A 26,060-nucleotide genomic window follows, 5' to 3' on the forward strand; every position below is an offset into this window, starting at 1 on the left:
CTACTCCCCTATGATTGTCAGTTGACTGATAGAACTCATTATATGCCTTTTAATTTAAAAGTCAATCTTCTTTTTTGAATAAGTTTTTCTAGCTATTTTAGTCACGATATTAATATTTTTTCTTCTATATATTAGGTAAAGTCCCCCTTCCCCTTCAAATAGATTTCTTTTTAAACTCTCATCTTCTTTTAATCTTATAAATCTGCTATAATAACCTCAACTACTTTCTGAAAGTAATCAGAAAATTGAAAGGTTGGCGGATATGACAAATAATTACAATTTTTCGGCTGGTCCAGCAGTCTTACCTAAAAAAGTCTTAGAACAGGCACAGCAAGAATTTCTTAATTTTCAAAATAGTCAAATGTCAGTTTTGGAGTTAAGTCATCGTTCCACCTTATTTCAAGAAATTATTACCGAGGCTGAAGACAATCTTCGAGAGCTCATGGCAATCCCTGAAAACTATCATGTCCTATTTCTCCAAGGAGGAGCCAGTCTCCAGTTTACGATGGTGCCACTAAATTTAGCAGCCAATCAACAGGCGGGCTATATTAACACTGGGAACTGGTCTGAAAAAGCTCTGAGTGAATGTGCCAAAATTCCTGGAAGTCAACCACTTGAACTTCTTAGTTCCAAAGATAAAAACCATACTTATATTCCTGATTTTTCAGACTTCGAAATCGATCAATCTTTAGCTTATTGCCATATTACTACTAATAATACCTTAGAAGGGACTAGCTTTTACCAGTTACCAGAGACTGGTAACGTTCCTTTAGTGGCAGACATGTCTTCTAATATATTAGCTGTCGATTACCCAGTCAGTGACTTCGGCTTGATTTACGCAGGTGCCCAAAAAAATCTTGGGCCAGCTGGGGTGACTGTTGTCATAGTCAAAAAAGAGTTAATCGGTCATTCACCGGTTTTAAGTTCGATGTTAGACTATCAAGTCCAAGCAGACAATCATTCTTTATACAACACTCCGCCAACTTTTGGGATTTATTTAGCTAACTTAGTCTTTAAATGGGCCAAAGAACAAGGCGGCGTGGCTGCTCTCGAAAAAAGTAATCGTCAGAAATCACAATTACTCTACGACTACATTGATCAGTCAACCTTTTATCATAACCCCGTCACTAAAAAAGACCGCTCTTTAACTAATATTCCTTTCATGACTGGCTCGGAAAAACTTGATGGCTTATTTGTTCGCGAAGCTGAAAAAGCTGGCTTACTTAATTTAAAAGGCCATCGCTTAGTTGGTGGTATGCGGGCTAGTCTCTACAATGCTTTCCCAGTCGCAGGGGTCACTGCTTTAATTAATTTTATGAAAAATTTTGAACTGACACATACAGGAGGACAATCGCCCAATGACTTTTGATATTAAAACCTTAAACCAAATTGCCGAAGCTGGCTTAGCAACTTTTGCGACACCAAGCTTTTCTTTAAATAAAACTTCCACACCAGCCGGAATTATTGTCCGCAGTCACGAAATCGCCCTCTCAGAACTTACCCCTACCTTATCAGCGATTTCCCGGGCAGGGGTCGGTGTTAATAATATTCCAGTCGCCGACTGTACAGCCCAAGGAATTGTGGTTATTAACACCCCTGGGGCTAATGCTAATGCCGTTAAGGAATTAGTTTTAGCTAGTCTGTTAATTTCCGTACGTCCCTTAATTCCTGGCGCTACTTGGGTCCAATCAATTTCTGGTCCAGACGTTGCTGCCCAAGTTGAAGCTCAGAAGAAACAGTTTAGTGGGACTGAACTGGAAGGTAAAAAACTAGGGGTTATCGGTTTAGGTGCGATAGGCGCCATGATCGCTAACGACGCCTACCGTTTAGGAATGGATGTCTTAGGCTTTGACCCTTATGTTTCTGTCGATACCGCTTGGAATATTTCGCGCCGCGTCAAGCGGGCAAGTAACTTAGAAGAAATCTTGAAAACTTGTGATTTCATTACGATTCACGTGCCCTTAACAGCTGAAACTCATGGCATGATTAATGAAAAAGAACTAGCCTTACTAAAAACTGGAGCGGTTTTACTTAATTTTTCTCGAGGCGAACTTGTTGACAACCCCGCTATCATTTCCGCTTTGGAAAACCAGCTATTAAAAGAGTATATTTGTGATTTTCCCGAAGCTGAGTTAATTGGCGTACCAGGGGTCACTTTGTTACCCCATTTAGGGGCTTCTACTGCTGAAGCTGAAATTAACTGTGCGAAAGTCGCCAGTCGTCATTTAAAAGACTTTTTAACAACTGGTAATATTCAACAATCTGTTAATTTCCCCACTGTTAATTTGAGTTTTTATTCACCTTATCGGGTCTCAATTGCCCATAAAAATGTCCCTAATATGTTAGGTGCGATTTCAAGTACGGCGGCTGAGCTCGGCTTAAATATCGATAACTTAATTAACCGCAGTCGCCAAGATCTAGCCTATACTTTACTAGACTTAACTCAAGCCACAACCGATGAGCTTGCTCTATTAGCAGAGAAACTTAACGCTTTACCAGATGTCATCCGTCTGCGAGTAATCAAAAATCAGCAAGGAGAGATTTAATTATGGTTCAAATTCGCCCCTTCAAAGGGATTCGTCCCCAAGAAGCACTGGTCAAAGAAATTGCCAGTCACCCTTACGATGTTTTAAATTTCCAAGAAGCTTACACCTTAGCTAAAAATAATCCTTATTCTTACTTGCATATCGACAAAGCGGAAATCGACTTACCATCTGACCTCTCACCTTATGATTCGAAAGTCTACGCTAAGGCTGCCGAAAATTTAGCGACTTTTCAAAGTCAAGGATGGTTAGTCCAAGATGCCCAACCGGCTTTTTATTTGTATGAATTGACTATGGCTGGTCGCTCTCAAACTGGTTTAGTTACTTGTACCTCAATCAACGACTATTTAGCTGGTCAGATTAAAAAACACGAATACACTCGCGTTGAAAAAGAACTTGATCGGATTAATCACAGTGATGCTTGCGATGCTAATACTAGTCCGATTTTTTTAACTTACCGGCAAGAACCACTCATTCAAGAGTTAATTCATTCATGGAAAAAGACCCACCAGCCTCTTTATGATTTCGAACATTATTATGAGGTAACCCATCGTGTCTGGCTGATTGACAGTCAAGAAACGATTGACGCCTTAGTTGCGGCTTTTGCAGAAGTGCCGGCACTTTATATTGCCGATGGCCACCATCGAACAGAATCAGCTGTTAAAGTTGGTCAAAAACGTCGCTTAGCTCAGCCAGACTATGGCCCTGAGGCTGAATTTAACTACTTTTTATCTGTAGTATTCCCTAAAGAAGAATTAGCTATTTGGGACTATAACCGGGTCTTAAATCTACCGCTACCAGAAGATTTAATGGCACAGTTGGCAACAGCCTTTACAGTGACTCCGGTGGCTGAGGCAGCCTATCAGCCACAACAGGCCGGACATTTCGGCATGTATCTGAACCAAGAGTGGTTTGATTTAGCTATTAAAGCTGAGTTTATCCCGACTGATGTTGTCGAAAAACTTGATGCGGCCTTACTACAAGAGCATGTCTTTAAAAAGATTTTTGATATTAAGGATATCCGAACCGATAACCGAATTGATTTTGTTGGTGGCATTCGGGGAATCAAGGAATTAGAAGACTTAGTCAATCACGGGGACTTTACTTTAGCTTTTTCACTTTATCCAACTACGATGGACCAATTATTGGCTGTGGCTGATGAAAACCAAGTCATGCCCCCTAAATCAACTTGGTTCGAACCGAAATTATTAAGTGGCTTATTTCTCCATGATTTGGCGAGTCAATAACGCAACTAGCTAAAAAAATGCTATAATGAACTCTCCTTACAACATATGTTAGGAGAGTTTTTATTGAAATGATTTAGTTAAAAGGAGCGATAGTTTTGCGGAATAAACTTACAACAGCTAAACGGATTGTCATAAAAGTTGGGACGAGTACTTTAATGTACCCAAATGGCAAAATTAACTTACAAGGGATTGACCAATTAGCCTTTGTTTTAAGCGATTTAGTTAATCAAGGAAAAGAAGTTATCTTTGTTTCATCTGGGGCAATTGGCGTTGGTCTAACAAAATTAGCCTGGAAGGAACGGCCAAATTCGATTCCCGAACAACAAGCTGTGGCTGCCATTGGGCAATCAGAGTTGATGGCACTTTATACCCAACGTTTTGATACTTACAATCAGCCGATTGGTCAAGTGTTATTAACGAGGGACGTTGTTGATTTTCCTGAGAGTCGCCAAAATGTTATTAATACCTTAGAACAATTATTAGCAATGAATGTTATTCCCATCATTAATGAAAACGATAGTGTCTCAGTCGATGAACTGGATCACCAAACAAAATTTGGTGACAATGATTTACTTTCAGCCATTGTCAGTCAATTAACTGAGGCTGATTTATTAATTATGCTGTCTGATATCGATGGCTTTTATAGTGATAACCCCTTAACAAATCCTCAAGCCCAACTTTATTCTCATGTTTCAGAAATTACTCAGTCATTATTAGAGCAAGCTGGTGGGGCTGGTAGTAAATTTGGAACAGGTGGGATGCAAAGTAAATTGAATGCTGCCACTCGAGTTTTAGCTCGTGACGGACAAATGATTTTAGCTAATGGGCAAGAACCAAAATTAATTTTTGATATTTTACAAGGTCAGGAAATCGGCACCCTCTTTAGCAAATAGGAATTGAAAGGAGTTTTTATCGATGTTACAAACAATAGGAAAAGCTGGCAAACTGGCTTCTTATAATCTCTCCCAAGCAACTGCTCTTGAAAAAAATCAGTTACTTAACCAAATGGCGGACAATATCGCCAAACATACTTCTGAAATTTTAGTAGCCAATGACTTAGATTTATCGGCGGCGAAAGAACAAGGCCTTAACTTAACCATGTTAGATCGGTTAACTTTAACGGCAGAACGAATTGCTGAGATGGCTCAAGGCCTCCGCGATGTGGCGCAATTAACTGATCCGATTGGTGCCGTTGATGAAATGTGGAAAAATGACGATAACTTACTCATCGGCAAACGCCGAGTGCCATTAGGTTTGATTGGCATCATCTATGAATCACGACCAAATGTCACCACTGATGCGGCTGCTCTGTGTTTTAAAACGGGAAATGCTGTGATTTTACGAGGCGGCAAAGAAGCTTACCACTCAAATAAAATTTTAGTCAGCTACTTACGGGAAGTTTTAACGACTAGTTCTTTGTCTGTGGATTGTATTCAATTTGTCGATGACACTTCCCGGGAAACAGCCCGAGAATTAATGCAATTAAACGATTACTTAGATGTCTTAATCCCCCGTGGTGGTGCTAACTTAATTAAAACCGTCTTAGCGACTGCAACTGTTCCAGTCATTGAAACTGGCACAGGTAATTGTCATATTTATGTTGATGAGGGGGCCCAACTAGACATGGCTGTCGCAATTGTCGTTAATGCCAAATGCCAACGACCTTCCGTTTGTAACGCGGCGGAAACGTTAATTGTCCATGAAAAAATTGCTAGCGAATTTTTACCTTTAGTGGCAACTGCCTTAAAAGAATTTAACGTTGAATTACGGGGCGACACCCAAGCTTTAAACTACTTAAATGAAGGTGTCTTAGCAACTGAACTTGATTGGCAAACGGAGTTTTTAGATTACGTTTTAGCGATTAAAACCGTGGCTTCAACAGATGAGGCCATTCTCCATATCAATACGTATAATACTGGTCATTCTGAAGCGATTGTTAGTGACAATTATTTTGAAACTCAAAAATTCTTAGATCGCGTAGACGCTGCTGCTGTTTACGTCAATGCCTCGACCCGTTTTACTGATGGTTTTGTCTTTGGTTATGGGGCGGAAATCGGCATTAGTACACAAAAACTCCATGCCCGTGGACCGATGGGCCTTCACGCCTTAACTTCTACTAAGTATGTTATTTACGGTGACGGCCAAATTCGTGGCTAGAGTGACACTAAAATTGAACCTTGAAAAGATACCTTTCTTTCTTTTCAAGGTTTTTTTAAGCTCTTCTTTTTAATTAACTAGTAGATGTGCTAAAATTGAACTTAGTAAAGGAGGTGGCTTGAACATTTCCCTTTTAACTTACAATTAACCTTTTAGGAGACTTTAAAACATGATAGAAAAAATAAAATTTATTTTTAAAAAAATTAATCCTTACGGGGCTTCTGCCTTTTTTATTCCCGTTTTAGTGATGGTGGCAATTTATCTGAGTATTGGCATCTACCCTGGCAGCGATCGGAGTGTCTTAGCCAGTGACGCTTTTTCACAGTTTTCCAATTTCCACGCTAGTTTTAATAATGTCCTTCATGGCAAGCAAAGTTTCTTCTATACTTGGAATGCTTCCTTAGGCTTAAACTATTACGCCTTAATCTCTTATTATTTAGGCGGGATTTTCACCCCCTTTGTCTTCTTTTTTGACAATAGCTTAATGCCTGATGCGATGTACTTCTTAACTTTAATCAAAATCGGTTCCGCCGCCTTAGCTTTTTGGTTCTTTGCTAAAGAAACCTTTAAAATCACTCCTTGGTCCCAAGTTGCCTTAGCGGTAGCTTATTCGCTAATGTCCTTTATTACCGCACACTCAGAATTAATCATGTGGATTGATACTTTTGTCTACTTACCTTTAATTTTCTTAGGTATTAATCGGATTATTGCCGGCAGAAAACCAACTCTTTTGTTTGTCAGCTACTTCTTACTGTTTATTTCTAATTTCTATTTTGGCTTTATGGTTGGAATTCTTTCAGTCTTATATTACTTAGCTACTGTCATAATTGATTGGAAAAATAAAAAAAGCTCACTCCTTCCTTATTTTGTGACTTCTTTATTAGCAGGTTGTGCCTCAATGATCATGATTTTACCGACGATTCTTGACTTAACTTCTAATGGGGAAACCTTATCCGAAGTCACTAAATTTAAAACAGAAGCAACGGCTTTTTGGGACATTATTATGAAAAATATGGTGGGGATTTATGATACGACTAAGTATGGCTCGATTCCTTTTATTTATGTCGGCCTGCTTCCCTTAATTTTCTGTCTCTTTTACTTTATAACTAAAAAAGTACCTTTGAAAAACAAAATCGCCTACGGTGCGATTTTTGGCATCATTACTGCTAGCTTTTACATCGTGCCTTTGAATCTCTTTTGGCACGGCATGCATGCACCAAACATGTTTTTATTCCGTTATAGCTTCACTTTCTCCTTTATGGTGATTATGTTAGCCGGCTACGGTTTAGAACATTTTACAAAAGATGACAGTCCGGCTTTTGTTGGCGGTACTGTTGCCTTGATCGGTCTCTACCTCGTTGCTTTTATGGTTCGTGGCAAAGACAGCTACGACTTTGTGACTGATCAAAGTTTTATTGTGACGATTCTATTTTTACTCTTATATTTAGCCGCTATCATCTTTTATCATTTTTACCGACCAAATTTAAATCAAACTAAAAAAGGCTTACAAATGAAACAACTTGGCTTGATCTTATTAATTTTAGTCACCTTTGAAGCGACAATCAACACTCACAGCATGTTAAACGGTATTTTAGAAGACTGGCGTTATGCCTCTCGAAGCCTTTATACCGACCCTTACAAAGACTACAAAGACAGTATTGACCAAGTCAAAGCTCTCGATCAAGGGCCTTTCTATCGGATGGAAACACTTGATCCAGTATCTTCTAATGATGGCATTAATTACGGCTTCAGCGGTGTCAGTATGTTTTCATCGATCCGAAATCGGAACACTTCGGCAGTCATGAATGACTTAGGCTTCCGCTCTCGAGGAACGAGTTTAAACATTCGTTACCCTAATAATACCTTGTTAATGGACTCCCTCTTCGGCATTAAATACAATCATGCCAAAGAAGATCCACAAAAGTTTGGTTTTAAAGAAGTTGTCAAAAACAAAACCTATAAGATGTACCAAAACGAAAGTGCCATGACTTTAGGAACCATTACTAATCAAGATCTTTATAAAACAAAGTTTCCTAAAAATGATAATTTAGGGTCTCAAACGAATTTAGTCAATCAACTAGCTGGCACTAATGAAGCTTTCTTTAGCTTTACAACTCCTGTTCTAGTTGACTCAACGAATACAACTCAAACTGAAAATAATAACAATGTGACCTTTAAAGAAATCAAACCTAACATTGCTAAAACAATTACCTGGGAAGTTGAAGTCCCTGCTAATAAGCAAGCGTATATCAGCCTTTTCCCAACTAACTTTGGTGAACTAAAAAGTTCTTCTGCTGAAGTTACCGTCGGTGGGAAAAGTCGTAAAACTCAAGTTGATATTACTGGCCAATACTACAACTTAGGTTATTACGCCGAAAAAACTGTTGTTTCCTTTAACGTTAGTTTCTACGGCACTGCCGAAATCACTCTAATGAAACCACCAGTTGTCTTATTAGATATTCCTGCTTATACAAGGGCCTTTGCGGAAATTGCCGAAAAACAAGTCCCATTAGAAGTTTCTGGTCGAAAAGTGACCGGTCAGTTAACTGCTGAAAAAGATGAGGTTTTAATGACAACTATTCCTTACGACCAAGGTTGGACAGCCTATCTTGATGGCAAAAAAACTGAGATCAAAGACTTTAAAAATGCCTTTATTACAATTCCTCTAACGGCTGGCACCCACGAGCTTAAATTAGTCTTCTTACCGGCTGGCTTTAAAATCGGCATGCTTTGTCTAGTAATTGGGATTGGTGGCTTTATCTTGTATTTAAAGTTTTTCTTTACTCACAACTCACTTCCAAAAGCCCCTTCAACCAAAGGCAGACGAACTAAAAAAGAGCGTTAAGACAATTTGTCTTAACGCTCTTTTTGCCATTTCAAAGCAATTGCACCTAGTTGATCGATCAGTAGAAATAAGCCAAAACCTAAAGTACTTAAAATCAAAATACCACTGTACATACTTAAGTAATCCATCCGCAGCCAAGCATCCATAATAAAGTAACCCATGCCATAACTCGTTCCATAATTTTCAGTAAAGAACAAAACTGAGATTGCTGTTCCTAATGAGATGCGACTCGTACTAAAGACCGCTGATAAGCTAGCTGGTAAAGTGATCTTAGTAAACTTCTGCCAAGCACTCGCTTGCATACAGTTGTAAATATCATAATAATGTTGGGGAATGTTTAATACCCCATCTCTAACTGATAAGACGACTTGGGGGAAGACAATTAAGACAATCAAAATAATCTTTGAGGCTTCTCCTAATCCGAACAACAACATGATCATTGGTAGTAAAGCCAGCTTAGGAATTGGATAGGTCAGATAAATAATTGGATCAAAAAGCTGATTCAGCCATTTGCTCCGGCCCATTAGTAAGCCTAAAACAGTTCCAACAAAGAGGGCAATTCCCATCCCTAAGAAGACCCGTCGTAAACTAACTAAGATATGCCAGCCAATACCTTCTATTAATAAAGAAGGTAAGTGTTGATAAACTGACAAGGGATTAGGTAAGATACTTTTATTTAAGGCGAGACTTCCGATCAACCAGATGAGATGTAATAAAAGAATTGCCCAGAGTAGACCGATGATTTTTTTCGTCCTTTTATGATTCATCAAGGCTCAACTCCTCTCGCAACTTTTTGACTTCTTCATAAAAAGTTGCCTGATTCCGGCGATCCATCACTGTGCCACCTTGGCCTTGCCAAAAAGGATTATCAATGACTTTCATAATTTTACCTGGTTGACCACCCATAACAATCACATGCTGACCTAACAACAAAGCTTCTTCCACATCGTGGGTAATAAACAACGTTGTCCGAGGCGCTTTTTCCCAAGTTTTCATAAATAAACTTTGGGCTTTTTCCCGGGTAATCGCATCTAAAGCGGAAAAAGGTTCATCCATCAAGAGTAACTCCCCTTGAATCGCAAATCCACGGGCGATAGCGACTCTTTGTTGCTGCCCCCCACTCATTTGCCCTGGATACTTTTCTTTCAGCTCTAAGAGGCCCATATCAGCAAATAGCTCTTCTAGCCAGGCGAGCTCCTCTGAGTTGGCTTTTTTTTGCCCTTTACTAATTAATAAACCTGAAAGGACGGCTTGCCACGCCGTTTCCCAAGGAAGTAAGCCATAGTTTTGCGGAACTAAGCCGATCCGTTGATTTTGCGGCAAATAAGGCAGCCCCTCAAAAAGCACTTCGCCTTGCCTGGGAGTAACCAAACCTGCCAGTACTCTAAGTAAGGTTGACTTCCCTGTCCCAGAAGGTCCTAGAACTGTATAAATATGTTGGTAGTTTAAGGTTAAGTTCAGTTCCCTTAAGATTGTTTGTTTCCCAATTTCAACTGTGACATTTTTAAACTCAAGACGTTTATTTAAAATAGACATCACTAATTACATCTTTCGCTGTTAATTCTTTTTTCAATAGTCCTGCTTCCCGAGCCCAAGCAAAGGCTGACTCAACGTCTTTTTCTTTAACTTGTTCTAATTTACCGTAGTCAGGAATAACAATTTGTTTTTTTAAGCTTGCTGGGAAGCCAACTTCCTCAATAAACAAGTCAATGTAATCTTCAACTGGCGTCTTTTCAACGTAAACGGCTGCTTCATTGTAGGCGTCGAACAAGCCTTTAATTGCGACTTCTTCTTTAGCTATCATTTCTGCAGTAAAAGCAATCGCAAAAGGATTAATGCCAATGTCTCGTGTTGATTGAACGACTCGTAAACCATTGGCTTGGCCAATTGTGACAAAAGGTTCTGGTAAAATCGCCGCCGAAGCTTTTTGATTCGTGATTAATTCTAAACGGGCAGGGACTTGAGGTATTTCCGTAATATTAATATCTGCCATCGTTAAACCAGCACTTTCTAGCATTTTGGCAACAGCGTAGCCCGTACCTGTTTTAGATGAAAAGACCACATCTTTGCCTTTAAGATCGGCAATACTTTGAACACTCTCATCTCCTGTTACGAGGTCAAATTGATCATAAGGTGCCGCTACGACTTTGACGTCAAAGTCGCCTTGTTGATAAATCGCTAGGCCAACTAAGTCAGTAATTACGCCATCGACTTTACCTGCTTGAAAGGCTGCATCACGATCTGGTGCGCTCTTAAAGACTTCTAACTCAATGTTAACACCGTTATTGTGATCAAATCCTTGCTCGTGAGCTAAGATAAAGGGAATATTATCAGTAGAAGGCATGACACCTAAACGAATTGTTGTTGCTTTATCAGGGACTTTTTCAATTGTTGTTTCTGTAGGTGCACAACCACTTAGCACCAATGTTATTGTTGCGAGACTCATTAAACCGACTAACCATTTTTTCAAATCAAAAACCCTCTTTTCTTTATCTTGAGCTAAAAGCTCCTAGTCTATTGTAATTCAAAGACACTAATTTTTAAACTATTTGGTTTATCTTTTTTTACTTATTTATTCAAACATTATTCCTTCTACTGGTCGCGTTCTTCGACTTTTCCCACCTTCTATTAACAAATAAAGTTGAAGCATCAAGAAGACACTATTAGTATTTTTAGGATAAGATAAATATCTGCCTTGCCAATCAGGGGAAAAACTATCTTTAAAAAGCCGAATGTCTTTAAAATTAGTGATTGGATAAGAATATTTATAGCAAGTATGTAACAAGCGTTCTTTCATAAAGGCAGTCTGAGCTTCACCGACTTTAGCTAAAGGGGCTAACCCTAAACTAAAGTTAGCGACTTGCCTTTTTTGACAAGTTTCTAAAAGGTTAATTAACAAAAAGTCAGTGATTCCTTCTGGTAAATCCTCTTTGTACCGCAATAGATCATAAGCTAAAAAGCCATTATCCCCTTGAGTCCTTACCGAACAAAAAGCCACTAGTTCCCGAGACTCATGATAAACAACACCGATATCTCCGTGATTTAAGTAGTTAATGTCAAACCGGCCGACTGCAAAATAGCGTTCCTCACGGCCTTGGTTAAATATTTCAGAAACTTTGGCAACTTCTCGCAGTAATTCTTCTGAGTGAGGGCCTTCGTAATATTGAAATGTATAACCTTGATTGGCTAAACGTTCTGTTGATAAATTTTTAGTATGAAAATTTCTAGACAAACTGTCTTCAGCTCGTAAATTAAGCTGAGCTTCTTCTCCTAGCTTCATAAAATCAAAGCCTAAGTCATGTAAACTTAAGGCATAGTCATCAGTAATGCCGTAAAAGACCAGTTGATACCCTAATTTATCTGCCTCAGCTAGAAACTGACTAGTGGCAGCATGAAAGAGACTCTTTTTACCTACTGGATCACCTAAAACAAACAATTTACTACTTTGAATTTCAAAGGTGAAGAAGACTTTGTCCCAGCCTTTTTCTTGATAATAATAATTACGTTTGTCTTTTAAGAAGACTAAATGACTATAACTAGTCCCACCATACTTTTCTAATAACCAACTCACACGATTATCATCGTAAAAGACTCCCGGTTTCTCTTGACTCCCTAGATAATGATAAAGTAAATAAATCGTAATTGCTGCTAAAACAACTCCCGCTAAGCCTTGTAACCAGACATCTTCTGAGGGAAACAAAAGAAATTTAGCTGGCACCTCACCGTGTTCTAAGCGTTCAGTAGAATAAAAGCCCACTACTGAATAAAGGATAAATAACAAACCGTATAAGACCCCATCAAAAATTAAAGACTCCCACGTAAATAATAGCTGTTTACGATAAAATTCTCGCCGTGACCAATAAACACAGGCAATTAAGAACCCATAAAATAATAACAATTTCCAGGAAATATCCCGGGTAACAGTATTAGCAATACAAAAAATCAAGACAGCTAATAAAGGCAAGTAGGCTTTTTTCACTCGGTGACTGACCCCTCGAGCCAAGCCTAACAGTAAAAAGCCAATTAACATATTTAACGTTTGGTCTAAAAAGTCAAAAGAAAAAGGCATAATTTTTTGAAACAGCCAACTTAAATTTGATAGATTAGGTACCGTTGATAATAAAATCATCATCACTCCAGCAAAGTAGACCATACAGACTAAAATAAAATGAGCGGTTTTTTGAGCAAACAACTGGGGCAGCTCATCAAAAAACTGGTTGATTTTAGCACTTGTTTGGTGCAAGTAAGAAAAGATTCCTGTTAAAAAAGGAATCAAATAATAGAAAATTCGGTAGTACAACAACCAAGCTAAGGCTAACTCTTTACTAATCCCCACGTGACCAAGTCCGACAATCATTAAAACATCAAAGGTTCCCATGCCACCAGGGACCATAGAAATCATCCCGATAAATGTGGCTGTTACAAATAATGGATAGACTTGGAGTAAGTCTACAGGCACCTCAATAATAAAACCAATGACTAAAAAGGCTCCTAATGCTCCTAGCCATTGACCAAAGGAACCTAAGACGAGCAAGGCTAAGCGTCGATTACTAAAATCAGCAAAGAGTTTTTGGCCTTTCAACTTAATGAAACTAACTAAGAGTGGTGTATATAAACTCCCCCCTAATAACCAAATCCAATAAGTCCGATAAGGATTATTTGGCCGAAAAATAAAGATGTCACTTAAGGTGATTAAACAGAGGACCGATAAGCCTGACAACATAAAAATGGCTACTTTTGAAACAGTTGTAATCACTTTTCGGGTACCAACGCCACTACCGTAAAAACGACCTCTGAGGGTGGCGCCAATGACACCACCAAACCCTGCCAAGTTATTAATAGTATTCGTCGTCCAACCTGAGGTAAATAATTCTTTGTGAGGTAACCTTGGTTTACCTTGCTCTTCTAAAATATCCAATGTGACCCAATCGTAGGTGAGCATTGGTAAAACAGCGACTAAGCCAACAGCTACCATCTTCAATAAATTTCGCCGTCCCTGTCCTAAAAGAACATTTTTTAGATCTAACCAAGTCATTCCTTGGAGAATTGAGGTCATTTGATTAATCACAAACAACAAGACGGAAAAAAGAAAAATAATTTTTAAGATACTACTGTATTTTTTTAACCAATAACTTAGTTTTTTTAGTAACTCTTTCATGATTTCAACTCCATTTATCTTCATAAGTGCTTCTATATTTAAATATTTATTCTTCTTATATATGTTAGCTCAAAAAGGCTGATAATACTACTAAAATCAGGAAAGGTTTGCAGTCTCTACTCTTTAGAAGTAAAATTGAACTATCATATTAGCAGAAAGAAGGAACAGCGATGAAACTTGGCTTTATTGGTGCCGGTAATATGGCCCAAGGAATTATTAAAGGTTTAATCTCAACAAACAAAATCAGTAGTGACAAGATTATTATTACGGCAAGTACGCCTAGCCGCAGCCAACTCTTGGCAAAAGAATTAGGTGTCACTAGTGCCTCTTCTAATATGGAGTTAGTCGCAGCTGTGGATATCGTGATTTTAGCAACTAAACCGTACTTGTTGCCGGAGATTTTAAGAGCGATTAACACCCCAGAATTAGCAACAAATAAACTGTTTATCTCGATTGCGGCGAGCTTAACATTAGATAGTCTAAGTGCTCACTTACCCCTTGAACAAAAAATCATTCGGGTGATGCCAAATATGAACATTAGTATCGGTCATAGTGTCTCCGCAGTTTGTGGCAATGATTACGTTTCAAAGCATGATATCGCCCAAGTAATCAACTTATTTGAAACAGTTGGTTCCGCTTATGAAGTATCTGAAAAAGACTTCAGTAATTTTACTTCTTTAGCTGGTTGTTCCCCTGCTTATACTTATCTTTACATCGATGCTATGTCACGGTCTGGGGTCAAAAACGGTCTCCCTAAAAAATTAGCTACGAAAATTGCTGCCGAAGCTGTTTTAGGTAGCGCCAAAATGGTCCTTGAATCCCTTGATGAGACGCCTTGGGATTTAATTGATAAAGTCTGTTCCCCTGGTGGCACAACCATTGCCGGACTAGTTGCCTTAGAAGAAGAAGCCTTTATGGCCACCGTTATTAAAGGCCTTGAAGCAACGATTCAACGAGATGCTGAATTAAGTTAACCATGACAGAAGCTGATTCTAGTAAAAAGAAACGTTTGTCCTTTGTGACTTTTCATTTTACAGGTCAGCTTTTTATTATCGTTTCATAAAAACAATATTGTTTTTAATCATCTGTTATTTTCACACCTCTTTTTCACTTGATAAAACCATTAAACTAAGGTTTTTAGAGGATTACATCGATACCCACTCCGTTTTTTATTTTTTTACTCCCTTGTTTTTTTCAAGCTTTTCTAGCCTTCCCATTGCTGTTTTTCACAAAATAAGTAACAATACACTTAACTTGTCACGGAACAAGTATTATTGATGAACGGAGGAACTACTCATGATTACCTTTCAGAATGTCGCCAAACAATTCTCGCAGGGCCCGACAAGTACCTCAGCTTTAAGTTCACTTTCTCTAACAATTGACGAAGCTGAGATTTTTGGAATCCTTGGGGAAAGTGGGTCTGGTAAATCAACCTTACTCCGTTTAATTAATAGGATTGAAGAACCAACTAGTGGTGAAATTTTGATTAATGGCCAAAGCTACAATCAGTTAAAAGGGAAAGAACAACAACGCTATCGTCAACAAACTGCCATGATCTTCCAACAGTTTAATTTATTGAACAACTTAACTGTTGCTCAAAATGTGGCCTTGCCTTTAAAGCTCCAAAAAAAGCATCAGCCTGAAAAAATTGAAGAACTGTTGAAATTTGTTAACATGTGGGACAAACAAGGGGCATACCCGAAACAATTAAGTGGTGGGCAAAAACAACGAGTCGCAATTGCCCGGGCCCTGACTACTGATCCAAAGATTTTACTATGTGACGAACCGACTTCAGCATTAGATGACCAACATAGCAACGAGATTATTCAGTTACTAAAACATATCAATCAACAGTTCCAGACAACAATTGTGATTGTAAGTCATGAATTCCAAGTCATTCGCCAACTTTGTCAACGAGGGGCAATTTTAGAGGAAGGGAAATTACTCGATGTGGTTCAAATTAAACCTTTAACCAAAGATAATAAAACTTACTCTTCTTACTACCAGCGAGCCTTGGAGCAGTTAAGCTTATGACGACTTATTTAGAACGCTTAGTTTATTACCAACCAGAAATTACGAAGGCATTTTTTGAAACAAGTTACATGTTGTCGATTTCATTAATTGCTGCCTTACTTTTTGGTCTGCCCTTAGGAACTTATTTGTTTTTAACTGGTTCCAGTGGGGTTATCAAACAGCCTTGGTTAGCTATTTGCTTAAATGCTTACGTCAATATTGTCCGATCCTTTCCTTTTTTATTGTTCGTCATTGCCTTGATTCCCCTTACTCGTTTTTTAATCGGCAGTTCCTTTGGGACCTACGCTGCTTCCTTACCCTTAAGTCTCGTAGCTGTCGCCATTTATGGTCGGCTAGTTGAGCAAGTTTTATTAGATGTCCCTCATGAAGTGATCGAGTTGGCCCAGTCACTTGGGGCTAGTCGGTATCAATTGATCGTTCATTTCTTGTTCGTGGAAGCACGTTCAGGATTAGTTTTAAGTTTGACTTCGGTATTAATTAGCATGATTTCTTATTCAACAGTGATGGGTGTAATTGGTGGTGGCGGAATTGGCGACTTTGCGATCCGTTACGGTTATCAACGTTATGAATTCGATATTATGTATACAACGATTCTGGCAATTATCTTAATTGTCGTACTGTTTCAATTTTTAGGTACTACCATCGCCAAAAAAATCGATAAAAGAAAATAGGAGTGTCAAAATGAAAAAAATTGTCTTAGTTAGTTTGCTTAGTCTTGTTAGTTTAGGGTTAGTCGCTTGTGGTAATAGTACTGCTAAGCCATCATCAGAAAGCTCAGCTACACCGGAAAACAAAGTCGTTAAAATCGCTGCTCATCTCCCAACCATGGTTGATATTATTAAGGTAGCTACTCCTGTCATGGAAGAAGCCGGTTATACGTTAGAATTAGTGCAAGTCAATGACAACATTCAATACAATGAACTATTAAAAAATGAAGAAGTTGATGCTAACTTTGCCCAACATCAACCTTTTATGGAGACTTTTAACCAAGAGCGTGACGCTAATCTAGTCGCTGTACAAAAGATTTACGATGCGAAAGTTGGCTTTTATTCAAAAAATGCTAAAACCATCGATGAGATTCCTGATGGTTCAAAAGTCGCGATTCCAAGTGACGTCTCTAACGAAGGCCGCGCTTTAGCAATTTTAGATAATGCTGGCTTAATCACTTTAGATAAAGGGGTTGGTTTTGAAGGCACGACTAAAGACATTGTTGAAAACCCTCATAATTTCCAATGGTTATCTGTTGATTTGTTAAATCTTTCAGAAACTTATGACGAAAAAGATGTCTCACTCGTTTATAACTACCCGGCATATATTGCTAAAATTGATTTAACGCCAGATGACGCCTTGATTTTAGAAGAGAAAATTGACCAACGCTTTTCAATTAGTCTCGTTGCCCGTGAAGACAATCAAGACTCACCAGAAATTACGGCTTTGAAAAAAGCCATGACTAGTCCTGAAGTAAAAAAATTCTTAGAAGAAGAACATGGTAATACGATTGTTCCCTCATTTTAAGCGATATAAAAAGCACCAATCAGCTGAGCTGATTGGTGCTTTTTTAGTTTAAATTCCTGGTTCACGGCCTAGTTTAGCTGTTAACATCCAGATTGTTTTTTCAACACTACCTTTAAAATCGATCAAGAGGTCTTCTGTGACTTGATCCCCTTCTGCCCCGGCAACTTCAATGCCTTCTGCAAAGAGTCCTTGGAAGTAACGGTAGCCGGTGATTAAGTCTTCTATTCGTTGGTTCAGCTCTTTGTCATAGCTACCTTTTTCAGAAGTTAATTTCGTGTGTGTCGCAAATTCTGTTAACGTTGAGTAAGGAGCGCCACCGATTGTTATTAGTCGTTCAGCGACTTCATCAAGTTGATCATTAACCACATCCATAAATTCGTCCATTTGCGGATGTAACGTTAAGAAATCATTACCACGCATGTACCAGTGGGTTTGGTGAATCATTGTTGCGAATTGGCTCAAGTCAGCGACTAACTGATTTAAGACAACTTGGGTTTTTGGGTAACTCATAATAATTAATTCCTCCTTTTAATTTGGATTGCTAATTTAATCCTTTGACTACTTCTATCCTAGCCCCTCTGGAAGATAAGTGCAACTAACTCCTCTTAATTGATAGTCTTTCTCAATTATTCCCAAGACAAAAAAACAAGGAGACGCCTCTCCCTGTTTTCACACTATTTATTTTCAGTTGCCGATTAAGCATTGACTGACAGACTCGTTATTGATTTAACCCTTCATGAATCTTATTTAAGTTCCACTCCATCATCTTGTAATAAGTATCACCATTTTCACCTTTAGCCGCTAAAGAGTCGGTAAATATTTTTTCGTAAATAGGTACCCCAGTTTCTTTCGAGACACTTTCCATACTTCGTGGGTCAATACTAGATTCTACGAACAGGGCGGGAACTTTCGTCTCTCTGATCCGGTCAATAATTTGACTCATTTGATCTGGCGTTCCTTGGCTTTCTGTATTAATCTCCCAAATGTAACCAGCTTCTAAACCGTAAGCTTTTGAGAAGTATTTAAAGGCTCCTTCACTAGTTACAAGTAAGGCTTTATCTGCAGGTAGATCATTGAATTTTTCTTTTGCCTCTTGATCTAACTTAGTTAACTCCTCAATGTAAGCTGCGGCATTTTTTTGATAATCGTCTTGATTTTCTTCGTCTTTACTAATTAAGACGTCACGCATATTTTCAACGTATTTAATCCCATTAGATATATCTAACCAAGCGTGTGGGTCTTGTTCGGATTCTTGACCTTCACCAGAAAGATACATCGGTGATACTCCTTTACTGACTTCAAAGAAATCTTCTTCCGCTTCTTTATGCGAGGTTTCCATTAATTTTACAAACCAACCATTGCCACCTGTTTCTAAGTTTAAGCCATTATAAAAGATGACTTCCGCTTCAGTTGATTTTGCTATATCTTCTGGTAAAGGCTCATATTCATGGGGGTCAGTCCCCACTGGTACGATACTATGAACATTGATTTTATCACCGCCGATATTTTCAGCTAAGTCGGCAATAATTGAGTTCGTCGCTACGACTTGGACTTTCCCATCGGTCTGGGCTGTTTCTGCTGTTTCTTTTTGACCACATGCTGCTAAAGTTAAGACTGCTAGCAAGCTTAACGTCATTATTTTAAGTTGTTTCATTTAATTTCCTCTCTTTCTTTTTAAAGACAATCCCTTGTTTTGGTGAAAAGATAAACGCAATAATGAAAAATCCAGCTGCTGTTAAGACAATGGCAGCTCCTGAAGCTAAGTTGTAATTGTAGCTAAAGAATAAACCAATCACTGAACTTAAGGTACTAAGTAGTGCCGAAATCACAATCATTACAGAAAGTTTATTAGTTAATAAGAAGGCCGTCGCTGCTGGTGTCACTAAGAGCGCCACAACTAAGACTGTTCCTACAGTTTGTAAAGAAGTCACTGCTACTAAAGTTAAGCCAAACATAAGGCCGTAATGGATTAATTGGACATTTAAGCCGTAAGCTTGGGCCATTGTTGGATCAAAGGAACTAACTAATAGCTCTTTGTAAAAGATTATGACAAAAATAAAAACAACTAAGGCCACACTAGCAGTAATCACAATATCACTTTGACGAACGGCTAAGACATTCCCAAATAAAATGTGATACAAATCTGTTGAACTTTTAGCAAAAGAAATTAAAATAATTCCTAAAGCGAAAAATGAGCTAAAAACAATCCCAATCGCAGTATCGTTTTTTAGTTTACTTTTTTGGGTAACAAAACCGATTAAACCAGCAGCCATTAAGCCAAAGACTGAGGCACCAATAATAAAGTTTGCCCCTACCATATAGGAAATCGCCACACCTGGTAAGACGGCATGAGAAATGGCATCTCCCATTAACGACATGCCTCTTAAGACAATAAAACTACCAATCACACCTGAAATTAATCCAACAATAATACAAGTAATTAAGGCATTTTGTAAAAATTCATACTTCACTAAGCCATCAATAAAATTTGCAATCATTATGCCCCAACTCCTTTAATTATAATGCTCCCCATTGTATCGCCATAGGCTTTTTGAATGTTAGTCGTCGTAAATGAGGTCGCTACTGGTCCATAACTAACTAATTCTTTGTTGATAATCACTAGTTCATCAAAATATTCGATGACTTTATGTAAATCATGATGAACAATGACAATTGTTTTACCAATTGCTTTTAATTCTTTCAATAGATCAATAATAACTTTTTCACTAGTCATATCAATCCCAACAAAAGGTTCGTCTAAAAAGATAATCTCAGCATCTTGTGCTAAAGCTCTAGCAATAAAGACCCGCTGTAATTGCCCACCGGATAATTCACCGATTTGGCGTTTCTTAAATTCGGTCATTTTAACTAGCTCTAAGCTTGCTAGCACCCGTTCTTTATCGGCTTTTTTAGGCCGGTGGAACAAGCCTAACTTAGGAAAAGTGCCTAATAAAACAACTTCCTCAACTGTAATTGGAAAAGTTAAATCAATTGCGCTTCGTTGTTCCACATAAGCGATATGTTTTTTGGCTTCACTAATAGGGTGACTCCCAACTAAAGTTGTTCCATGATCGCTTTTAACAAGTCCCATCATGCCCTTAAGCAAGGTTGATTTTCCTGCGCCATTAGGTCCAATAATGCCTGTGATTTTCCCTGGTGCTAGCTCTAAGGTAATATCTTTAATCGCGGTCTTTCCTTGGTAAGATACGGTTAACGCCTTAACATTTATTGGTTTACCGGCATAACTTGCAGTGCCTGTATGTAAATTAATTTTTTCATATGTCTCCATGCTTTTCTGCCTCCTACTAAAGTTTAGGTATCCCTAAACTTAAAATAAGCTTACCAAAATATTCTGATTAGGTCAAGCGTATTTATCTATTTAGTGAGTCCCTTTCTACTTATTGGTCTTTATCTGAAAAAATCTACAAAAAAAACCAGCTAGAGAGTTTCCTCCCTAGCTGGTTTAAACTGATTAAACGTGTTTGTTTAAAATATCTACTAGTTGTTCTTTACGATGAACACCAACTAAGGTTTCAACGACTTCGCCATCTTTTTTAACTAACAGTGTTGGAATACTCATAATTCCAAACTGAGAAGCTGTTTCAGGATTTTCATCAACGTCAACTTTTGTAAAGCTAACATTTGTCATTTCCCCAGCTAGGTCATCAATAATTGGACCTTGTGTCCGACATGGGCCACACCAAGGTGCCCAAAAGTCAACTAAGACTAAACCGCTTTTTGTTTCTTCTGTAAAGTTTTTATCTGTTAAATTTTTAACCATATTAAATTCCTCCTACTAATTACTAATTACTTAATAAATGTATTATAACAAAGGTTTTTTCTTTTCTCTAATAATTGGTTTGCACATTATTGCACAACTACTTAAATTGCACAATCGTCGCCCCACTACCACCTTGGTTATGAGGAGCTAATTCAAACTTTTGGACGTTGCGGTGGCCTTGTAAATAGTTAGTAATTCCCGTTCTTAAAGCGCCCGTGCCTTTCCCATGAACAATCGTCACTTGAGAGTAGCCTGCCATAATCGCCGCATCAATGTATTGATCGACTTCTTGAAGAGCGTCCTCATAACGTTGCCCTCGTAAATCTAACTGAGTGCTAATTTTCGGTCCGCCACTACTTCTAACAGTGGAAAGTTGTTGGACTGGAGCGGGTTTTTCCGGTGTTAATAAAGTCATACCAGACTCGCTAACAGCCATTTTTAAAATTCCTAGTTGGACTTGCCAATCTTGATTGCCAACTTTTTTAAGCAAGGTTCCACGTTGGCCAAAAGCTTCCACCAAAACTTCATCCCCCGCTTGGAAGGTTTTCTTCTCTTTAGCTTTTTGTAACACTTTATTGTTTTTTAAATGACCTTCGTCTTGATACAATTGATTAAATTGCGTCCGGGCTTCGATCAGCTCGTGCTCTTTAATGCCGCCACTTTTACCACTAGCTAGTTGCATCTTACGAATGTCGGCGATGATTTTTTCTGCTTGTTCTTCGGCTGCTTTAACTAATTCATTGGCTTGAGATTTAGCTTCCGCTAATTCTTTCTCACGTTCTTCAAAGAAATACCCATAAGCATTTTCTAGTTCTTCATGAAGTCGGGCAGCTTCTTTGACGTGATGACGAACTTCTAAGTATTCTGTTTCTGCCATTTTACGGCGGTTTTCTAAGTCAGCAATCATCTCATTTAAATCTTGAGATTCCCCATCTAAAATACTTTTCGCTTCATCGATAACAGACTCTTCTAGTCCTAAGCGTTTTGAAATTTCAAAGGCATTACTGCGACCAGGTACGCCGATTAATAATTTATACGTTGGGCTTAAAGTATCGACATCGAATTCCATACTTGCATTCACCGTTCCTGCTCGATTGTAGCCGTAAACTTTTAATTCTGGGTAGTGAGTCGTAGCCATCACGTAAGCACTTTTAGCACCGACATTGTCTAAGATAGAAATCGCTAAAGCCGCCCCTTCTTGAGGGTCAGTGCCGGCACCTAGTTCATCAAATAAGACTAAGCTTTGGTCATCAATTTTTTCTAATATCGAAACAATATTGGTCATATGAGAAGAAAAAGTACTTAAACTTTGCTCAATGGACTGTTCGTCACCAATATCTGCGAAAATTTGGCTAAAGACGCCAATTTGACTGCCTTCTCCTGCCGTAATTGGTAAACCGGCTTGTCCCATCAATTGCAGAAGTCCTAAAGTTTTTAAAGTAATTGTTTTACCACCAGTATTCGGTCCCGTAATTAAAACCGCTTGGTAATCTTCACCAATCACAATGTCGTTAGCCACAACTTGCTCAATCGGAATTAAGGGATGACGGGCTTGGTGCAAACTAACCCCTTGATTTTCACTAATGACTGGCACCACGCCTTGATAATTTTTACCAAATTCGGCCTTAGCTTCAATAAAGTCTAATTTGCCTAAGATAAAGGCATTTTGTAAAATATCATGACGGTAAGGGACTAGTTCATTCGATAATTCTAATAAAATTCGCTCAATTTCTTGGCGTTCAGCAATTTGATGTTGCCGAAGTTTATTATTTAACTCAACAACTTGTTTAGGTTCGATAAATAACGTTTGCCCTGACGCACTTTGATCGTGAACGACCCCACCAAAAGTTCCACGATATTCGTGTTTCACTGGTATTACATAACGATCATTCCGCATAGTCACAATGGCGTCACTTAAATACTTAGCATTTTTACCTCGAATTAAACTATCTAACTGTTCGCGAATACTTTGCTCACTTCGTCTAATTTGTGAGCGAATGGTTTTTAAAGCCCCAGAAGCGTCGTCAGTAATTCGACCATCTTCTTCTACCGAGACTCGAATTCGCTGAGACAAACTAGGAATAGTTACCATTTTACTAACCCAGTCATAAAGGCGATGTAAGTCAATTTCAGCATCGGCTAAGTCATCAAAGAAGCGGGTGATTTCCGAAGTTGTTTGTAAGACTCTGCCGACTTGGGCAATTTCTAGTCCATTTAACATGGCGCCAATTTCAATTCGTTTCATATGTGGTCGGACATTTTCTAATTTGGGAACTGGGATTCCCCCACGTAATCGTAATATTTTACTGCCATCTTCAGTTTCTAGTAACCATTCTTGGATCGTGGCTAGCTCACTAATAGGCATCAATTTCTCAACTTCTTCTTGCCCTAAAGCAGTTCGGGTAAGTTCTTTTAATAATTGTTTTACTTTATTAAATTCTAATGTTTTTAGGATTTTAGGATTCATTTTGTCACTTCCAATCTTCTGTTTTTAAAGGCATGCCTTTAAAATATGCTAAAAGCTGAACGAAATCGCCCAGCTTCTTGTTGTACTATACGCCACTTTGAGTAACCCACCACTGAAAGACTTGTGATGAGAAATAAGGGGTTTTATCAACAATCATTCTCGCTAGACCACTAGCTCTAAAGGCATTTTGAACGATTTCTAGAGGGATCATTGATAGTAGATATAAGATAAAAAAGACTCCTACGTAGACGACAATTAAGCTTAATAAGCCACCACCTAATTGGTTCACCTGTTTAATAACTGGGAAAAATGTAAATTTGTGGAAAAAGATTCCTACAAAGCGGGTCATTGCCCAACCAATAAACAAGATTAAAACAAAGGCTAGCCCAGCGTAAAAGGCTTCATCTAATTTAAAAAAGGCATCACTTTTAAAAAAGACTAGTTTACTATCCGGATCTGGTGAAGGATAAGGAACGATAAGTTCTAACTTTTTAGCTAAAACTAAATAGTATTTTTTCGCAGAGGATAAAGATAACATGTAACCCACGGTGTAAACAATTTGTAAAACTAGCCCTCGACGTGCCCCAGTATAGTAGGCGATTGCAAATAAAATAATAATAAATAATGTTAGCATATTCTCAACCTTTTTTTATTTCGACTTGTTTGACTCTTGTGTTGTTTGGATCTGATTAATTTTTTCTGCATTTTGTTGAATTTTTTCAATGACTTGCTGATTCATCACTCGTTGAACTTCAACTGGCGACATGTTCTCAGATTGTTGGCCGGCATCGGAAATCGCTTTTTTGGCCTGGCTTTCCATCTCGTCATAGCGTTTTAGGCGAGTTTCTAATTCTTCGACTCGTTTTGTTTTTTCTTTTAATTCGATAATTTCTTCTTCTAAATATAAAATCCGTTCTTCTTTTTTTAATTGGTCAGATAACGTATTAATTGCTAGTAAAATTGAGCCTTGGGACAAATCAGTATTTGGAGACAATGATAAAATATCTTGTAGTTGCTCATTAGCAATCTCCGTTACGATGTCCATATGGGTTTTACTTTCCGTCCCGATAATTGTATAAGTATTATTGGCAATCTTTGCCTTGTATCGTTTTTTCTCTTGAGACATGACTCAATCCTCCATTAATTTATCAACAATAAGCACTCACTAATGAGTTAGCCTTTATTTAATAAGTAATAAAACCGCTTAAACCTTTATTCATTATAAATTAGTTTATTTCAATTTACAAACCTTTCGACAAAAGAATGACTAGATTTGTGATTTCCTTGAGAATTGTTTAAAATGAAGACATCATATAAAAGATAGGGAGGGACACTATGTCCAACTCAACAATTATCAAAGTCACACCAGCCACCATTTCTAAGATGAAAAAACATTACCAAAAGCAATTAAAAAGTAAAACGCCGCCTTACGCAGAATTTTCAGCTAAAGTCGGCAATTTAACGATTACCGCCTACACTTCCGGAAAAGTCATGTTCCAAGGGGCTAACGCAGAGTCGGAAGCGACTATTTGGGGGGATCTTAGCGAGACACCAACTAAAAAAGCAGCCGCATCTGCTAGTTCTTTACCAAAAGGCTTTGCTTCTTGGTCAGCCATTGGCAGTGACGAAGTCGGTAATGGGAGTTATTTCGGCCCTGTTGTTGTTTGTGCTACTTACGTTGAAAAAAGTAAAATGCCTTTATTAAAAGAATTAGGAGTCAAAGATTCCAAAGAACTGACGGATCAACAAATTCAGGCTATTGCGAAAGATGTGCGACAGGCCGTTCCTTACCGGGAGCTAATTGTTAATCCTACTAAGTACAATCAAATTCAACCAGAGTATAATGTTAACCGGATGAAAGTCGCTTTACATAATCAAGCCATTTACTTATTATTAGAAGATTTAGCCCCACTTAAACCGGAAGGGATCTTAATTGACCAATTTACACCAGAAGCGAACTATCGGAAACATCTTGCTAGGGAAGCCAAACAAGTGACCGAAAAAATGTATTTTGCGACTAAAGGGGAATCCCATCATTTAGCTGTAGCGGCGGCTTCGATTATTTGCCGGGCTCGTTTTCTTGATGAATTAGCCCTAGCTAGTAAAGAACTAGGCTTAACCGTGCCCTCTGGTGCTGGCCCGAAATCAGATCTTGTCGGAGCTAAATTATTAAAACGAGGTGGGATGGCCTTATTAGGTAAGTATGCCAAACTCCACTTTGCTAATACGCAAAAAGCTCAAAAGAAATTATAGCTAAAAAACGACTAACAAAAAAGCTAAGTCCCTGATCAATCAAGGACTTAGCTTTTAATT

At 38.3% G+C, this 26,060-nt stretch carries 23 protein-coding genes; 11 read left to right on the forward strand and 12 right to left on the reverse strand.

What is annotated here, in order from left to right:
- The first annotated feature begins 262 nt into the window (after nt 1-262).
- The 6 genes from serC to CBF35_RS10085 all read left to right on the forward strand — a co-directional run bounded on the left by serC (nt 263) and on the right by CBF35_RS10085 (nt 8,792).
- Entirely contained in the window at nt 263-1,369 is a 1,107-nt protein-coding gene (serC, locus tag CBF35_RS10060; protein ID WP_126780734.1) for a 3-phosphoserine/phosphohydroxythreonine transaminase, read from the forward strand.
- Complete coding sequence (locus CBF35_RS10065; protein WP_126780736.1) at nt 1,359-2,546, forward strand: 3-phosphoglycerate dehydrogenase family protein; 1,188 nt, start codon at nt 1,359-1,361, stop codon at nt 2,544-2,546. Before serC ends, CBF35_RS10065 begins: the two co-directional genes overlap by 11 nt.
- Before the next feature lie 2 nt (nt 2,547-2,548).
- On the forward strand, nt 2,549-3,790 hold the full coding sequence (locus CBF35_RS10070) for a DUF1015 domain-containing protein (protein ID WP_126780738.1): 1,242 nt from the start codon (nt 2,549-2,551) through the stop codon (nt 3,788-3,790).
- 95 nt (nt 3,791-3,885) lie between these two features.
- Entirely contained in the window at nt 3,886-4,683 is a 798-nt protein-coding gene (gene proB / locus CBF35_RS10075; protein ID WP_126780740.1) for a glutamate 5-kinase, read from the forward strand.
- Between the two features lie 22 nt (nt 4,684-4,705).
- Entirely contained in the window at nt 4,706-5,947 is a 1,242-nt protein-coding gene (locus CBF35_RS10080; protein WP_126780742.1) for a glutamate-5-semialdehyde dehydrogenase, read from the forward strand.
- Between the two features lie 169 nt (nt 5,948-6,116).
- Nucleotides 6,117-8,792 (forward strand): YfhO family protein, encoded by a 2,676-nt coding sequence (locus CBF35_RS10085; protein ID WP_126780744.1) that lies wholly within the window; start codon nt 6,117-6,119, stop codon nt 8,790-8,792.
- Between the two features lie 11 nt (nt 8,793-8,803).
- On the opposite strand, the gene CBF35_RS10090 is transcribed toward CBF35_RS10085, so the two are convergent.
- From CBF35_RS10090 to mprF, 4 genes are all read right to left on the reverse strand, one after another.
- Complete coding sequence (locus tag CBF35_RS10090; RefSeq protein WP_126780746.1) at nt 8,804-9,559, reverse strand: ABC transporter permease; 756 nt, start codon at nt 9,557-9,559, stop codon at nt 8,804-8,806.
- Nucleotides 9,549-10,328: an ABC transporter ATP-binding protein gene (locus tag CBF35_RS10095; RefSeq protein WP_126780748.1), complete on the reverse strand. Its 780-nt coding sequence runs from the start codon at nt 10,326-10,328 to the stop codon at nt 9,549-9,551. The genes CBF35_RS10090 and CBF35_RS10095 overlap by 11 nt, the downstream gene beginning before the upstream one ends.
- Nucleotides 10,312-11,262, reverse strand: coding sequence for an ABC transporter substrate-binding protein (locus CBF35_RS10100; protein ID WP_126780750.1), 951 nt, complete (start codon nt 11,260-11,262; stop codon nt 10,312-10,314). Before CBF35_RS10100 ends, CBF35_RS10095 begins: the two co-directional genes overlap by 17 nt.
- A gap of 102 nt (nt 11,263-11,364) precedes the next feature.
- Nucleotides 11,365-13,950: a bifunctional lysylphosphatidylglycerol flippase/synthetase MprF gene (mprF, locus tag CBF35_RS10105; protein ID WP_170174774.1), complete on the reverse strand. Its 2,586-nt coding sequence runs from the start codon at nt 13,948-13,950 to the stop codon at nt 11,365-11,367.
- A gap of 170 nt (nt 13,951-14,120) precedes the next feature.
- Between mprF and proC the strand changes: the two genes are divergently transcribed.
- The 4 genes from proC (at nt 14,121) to CBF35_RS10125 (ending at nt 17,499) form a co-directional block, all read left to right on the forward strand.
- Nucleotides 14,121-14,924 carry a pyrroline-5-carboxylate reductase gene (proC, locus tag CBF35_RS10110; RefSeq protein ID WP_126780754.1) on the forward strand — a complete coding sequence of 268 codons (804 nt, stop codon included), beginning with the start codon at nt 14,121-14,123 and terminating at the stop codon, nt 14,922-14,924.
- Between the two features lie 322 nt (nt 14,925-15,246).
- Complete coding sequence (locus CBF35_RS10115; RefSeq protein WP_126780756.1) at nt 15,247-15,984, forward strand: methionine ABC transporter ATP-binding protein; 738 nt, start codon at nt 15,247-15,249, stop codon at nt 15,982-15,984.
- Entirely contained in the window at nt 15,981-16,655 is a 675-nt protein-coding gene (locus tag CBF35_RS10120; RefSeq protein WP_126780758.1) for a methionine ABC transporter permease, read from the forward strand. Before CBF35_RS10115 ends, CBF35_RS10120 begins: the two co-directional genes overlap by 4 nt.
- A 10-nt stretch (nt 16,656-16,665) precedes the next feature.
- Complete coding sequence (locus tag CBF35_RS10125) at nt 16,666-17,499, forward strand: MetQ/NlpA family ABC transporter substrate-binding protein (RefSeq protein ID WP_126780760.1); 834 nt, start codon at nt 16,666-16,668, stop codon at nt 17,497-17,499.
- A gap of 48 nt (nt 17,500-17,547) precedes the next feature.
- Here the strand turns inward: CBF35_RS10125 and CBF35_RS10130 are convergent, their stop codons facing one another.
- The 8 genes from CBF35_RS10130 to CBF35_RS10165 all read right to left on the reverse strand — a co-directional run bounded on the left by CBF35_RS10130 (nt 17,548) and on the right by CBF35_RS10165 (nt 24,873).
- Nucleotides 17,548-18,009 (reverse strand): Dps family protein, encoded by a 462-nt coding sequence (locus CBF35_RS10130; protein ID WP_126780762.1) that lies wholly within the window; start codon nt 18,007-18,009, stop codon nt 17,548-17,550.
- Between the two features lie 208 nt (nt 18,010-18,217).
- Nucleotides 18,218-19,153 carry an Mn/Fe ABC transporter substrate-binding lipoprotein EfaA gene (efaA, locus tag CBF35_RS10135; RefSeq protein WP_126780764.1) on the reverse strand — a complete coding sequence of 312 codons (936 nt, stop codon included), beginning with the start codon at nt 19,151-19,153 and terminating at the stop codon, nt 18,218-18,220.
- Entirely contained in the window at nt 19,140-19,997 is an 858-nt protein-coding gene (locus tag CBF35_RS10140; RefSeq protein ID WP_126780766.1) for a metal ABC transporter permease, read from the reverse strand. Before CBF35_RS10140 ends, efaA begins: the two co-directional genes overlap by 14 nt.
- Nucleotides 19,997-20,788, reverse strand: a complete 792-nt coding sequence (locus CBF35_RS10145) for a metal ABC transporter ATP-binding protein (protein WP_126780768.1) — start codon at nt 20,786-20,788, stop codon at nt 19,997-19,999. Before CBF35_RS10145 ends, CBF35_RS10140 begins: the two co-directional genes overlap by 1 nt.
- Nucleotides 20,789-20,971: 183 nt before the next feature.
- Nucleotides 20,972-21,280 carry a thioredoxin gene (gene trxA, locus CBF35_RS10150; protein ID WP_126780770.1) on the reverse strand — a complete coding sequence of 103 codons (309 nt, stop codon included), beginning with the start codon at nt 21,278-21,280 and terminating at the stop codon, nt 20,972-20,974.
- Nucleotides 21,281-21,377: 97 nt separating this feature from the next.
- Complete coding sequence (locus CBF35_RS10155) at nt 21,378-23,747, reverse strand: endonuclease MutS2 (protein WP_126780772.1); 2,370 nt, start codon at nt 23,745-23,747, stop codon at nt 21,378-21,380.
- 85 nt (nt 23,748-23,832) lie between these two features.
- The gene (locus CBF35_RS10160; RefSeq protein WP_126780774.1) at nt 23,833-24,381 is read right to left on the reverse strand and encodes a CvpA family protein; all 549 of its coding nucleotides are present in this window, start codon (nt 24,379-24,381) and stop codon (nt 23,833-23,835) included.
- Nucleotides 24,382-24,396: 15 nt separating this feature from the next.
- Nucleotides 24,397-24,873 (reverse strand): cell division protein ZapA, encoded by a 477-nt coding sequence (locus tag CBF35_RS10165; protein WP_126780776.1) that lies wholly within the window; start codon nt 24,871-24,873, stop codon nt 24,397-24,399.
- Nucleotides 24,874-25,082: 209 nt separating this feature from the next.
- On the opposite strand from CBF35_RS10165, the gene rnhC reads away from it, so the two are divergent.
- Entirely contained in the window at nt 25,083-26,000 is a 918-nt protein-coding gene (rnhC, locus tag CBF35_RS10170; RefSeq protein WP_126780778.1) for a ribonuclease HIII, read from the forward strand.
- The last annotated feature ends 60 nt before the right edge of the window (nt 26,001-26,060 follow it).

This window comes from Vagococcus salmoninarum, assembly GCF_003987495.1.
GTDB classification, from domain to species: Bacteria; Bacillota; Bacilli; order Lactobacillales; family Vagococcaceae; genus Vagococcus_D; species Vagococcus_D salmoninarum.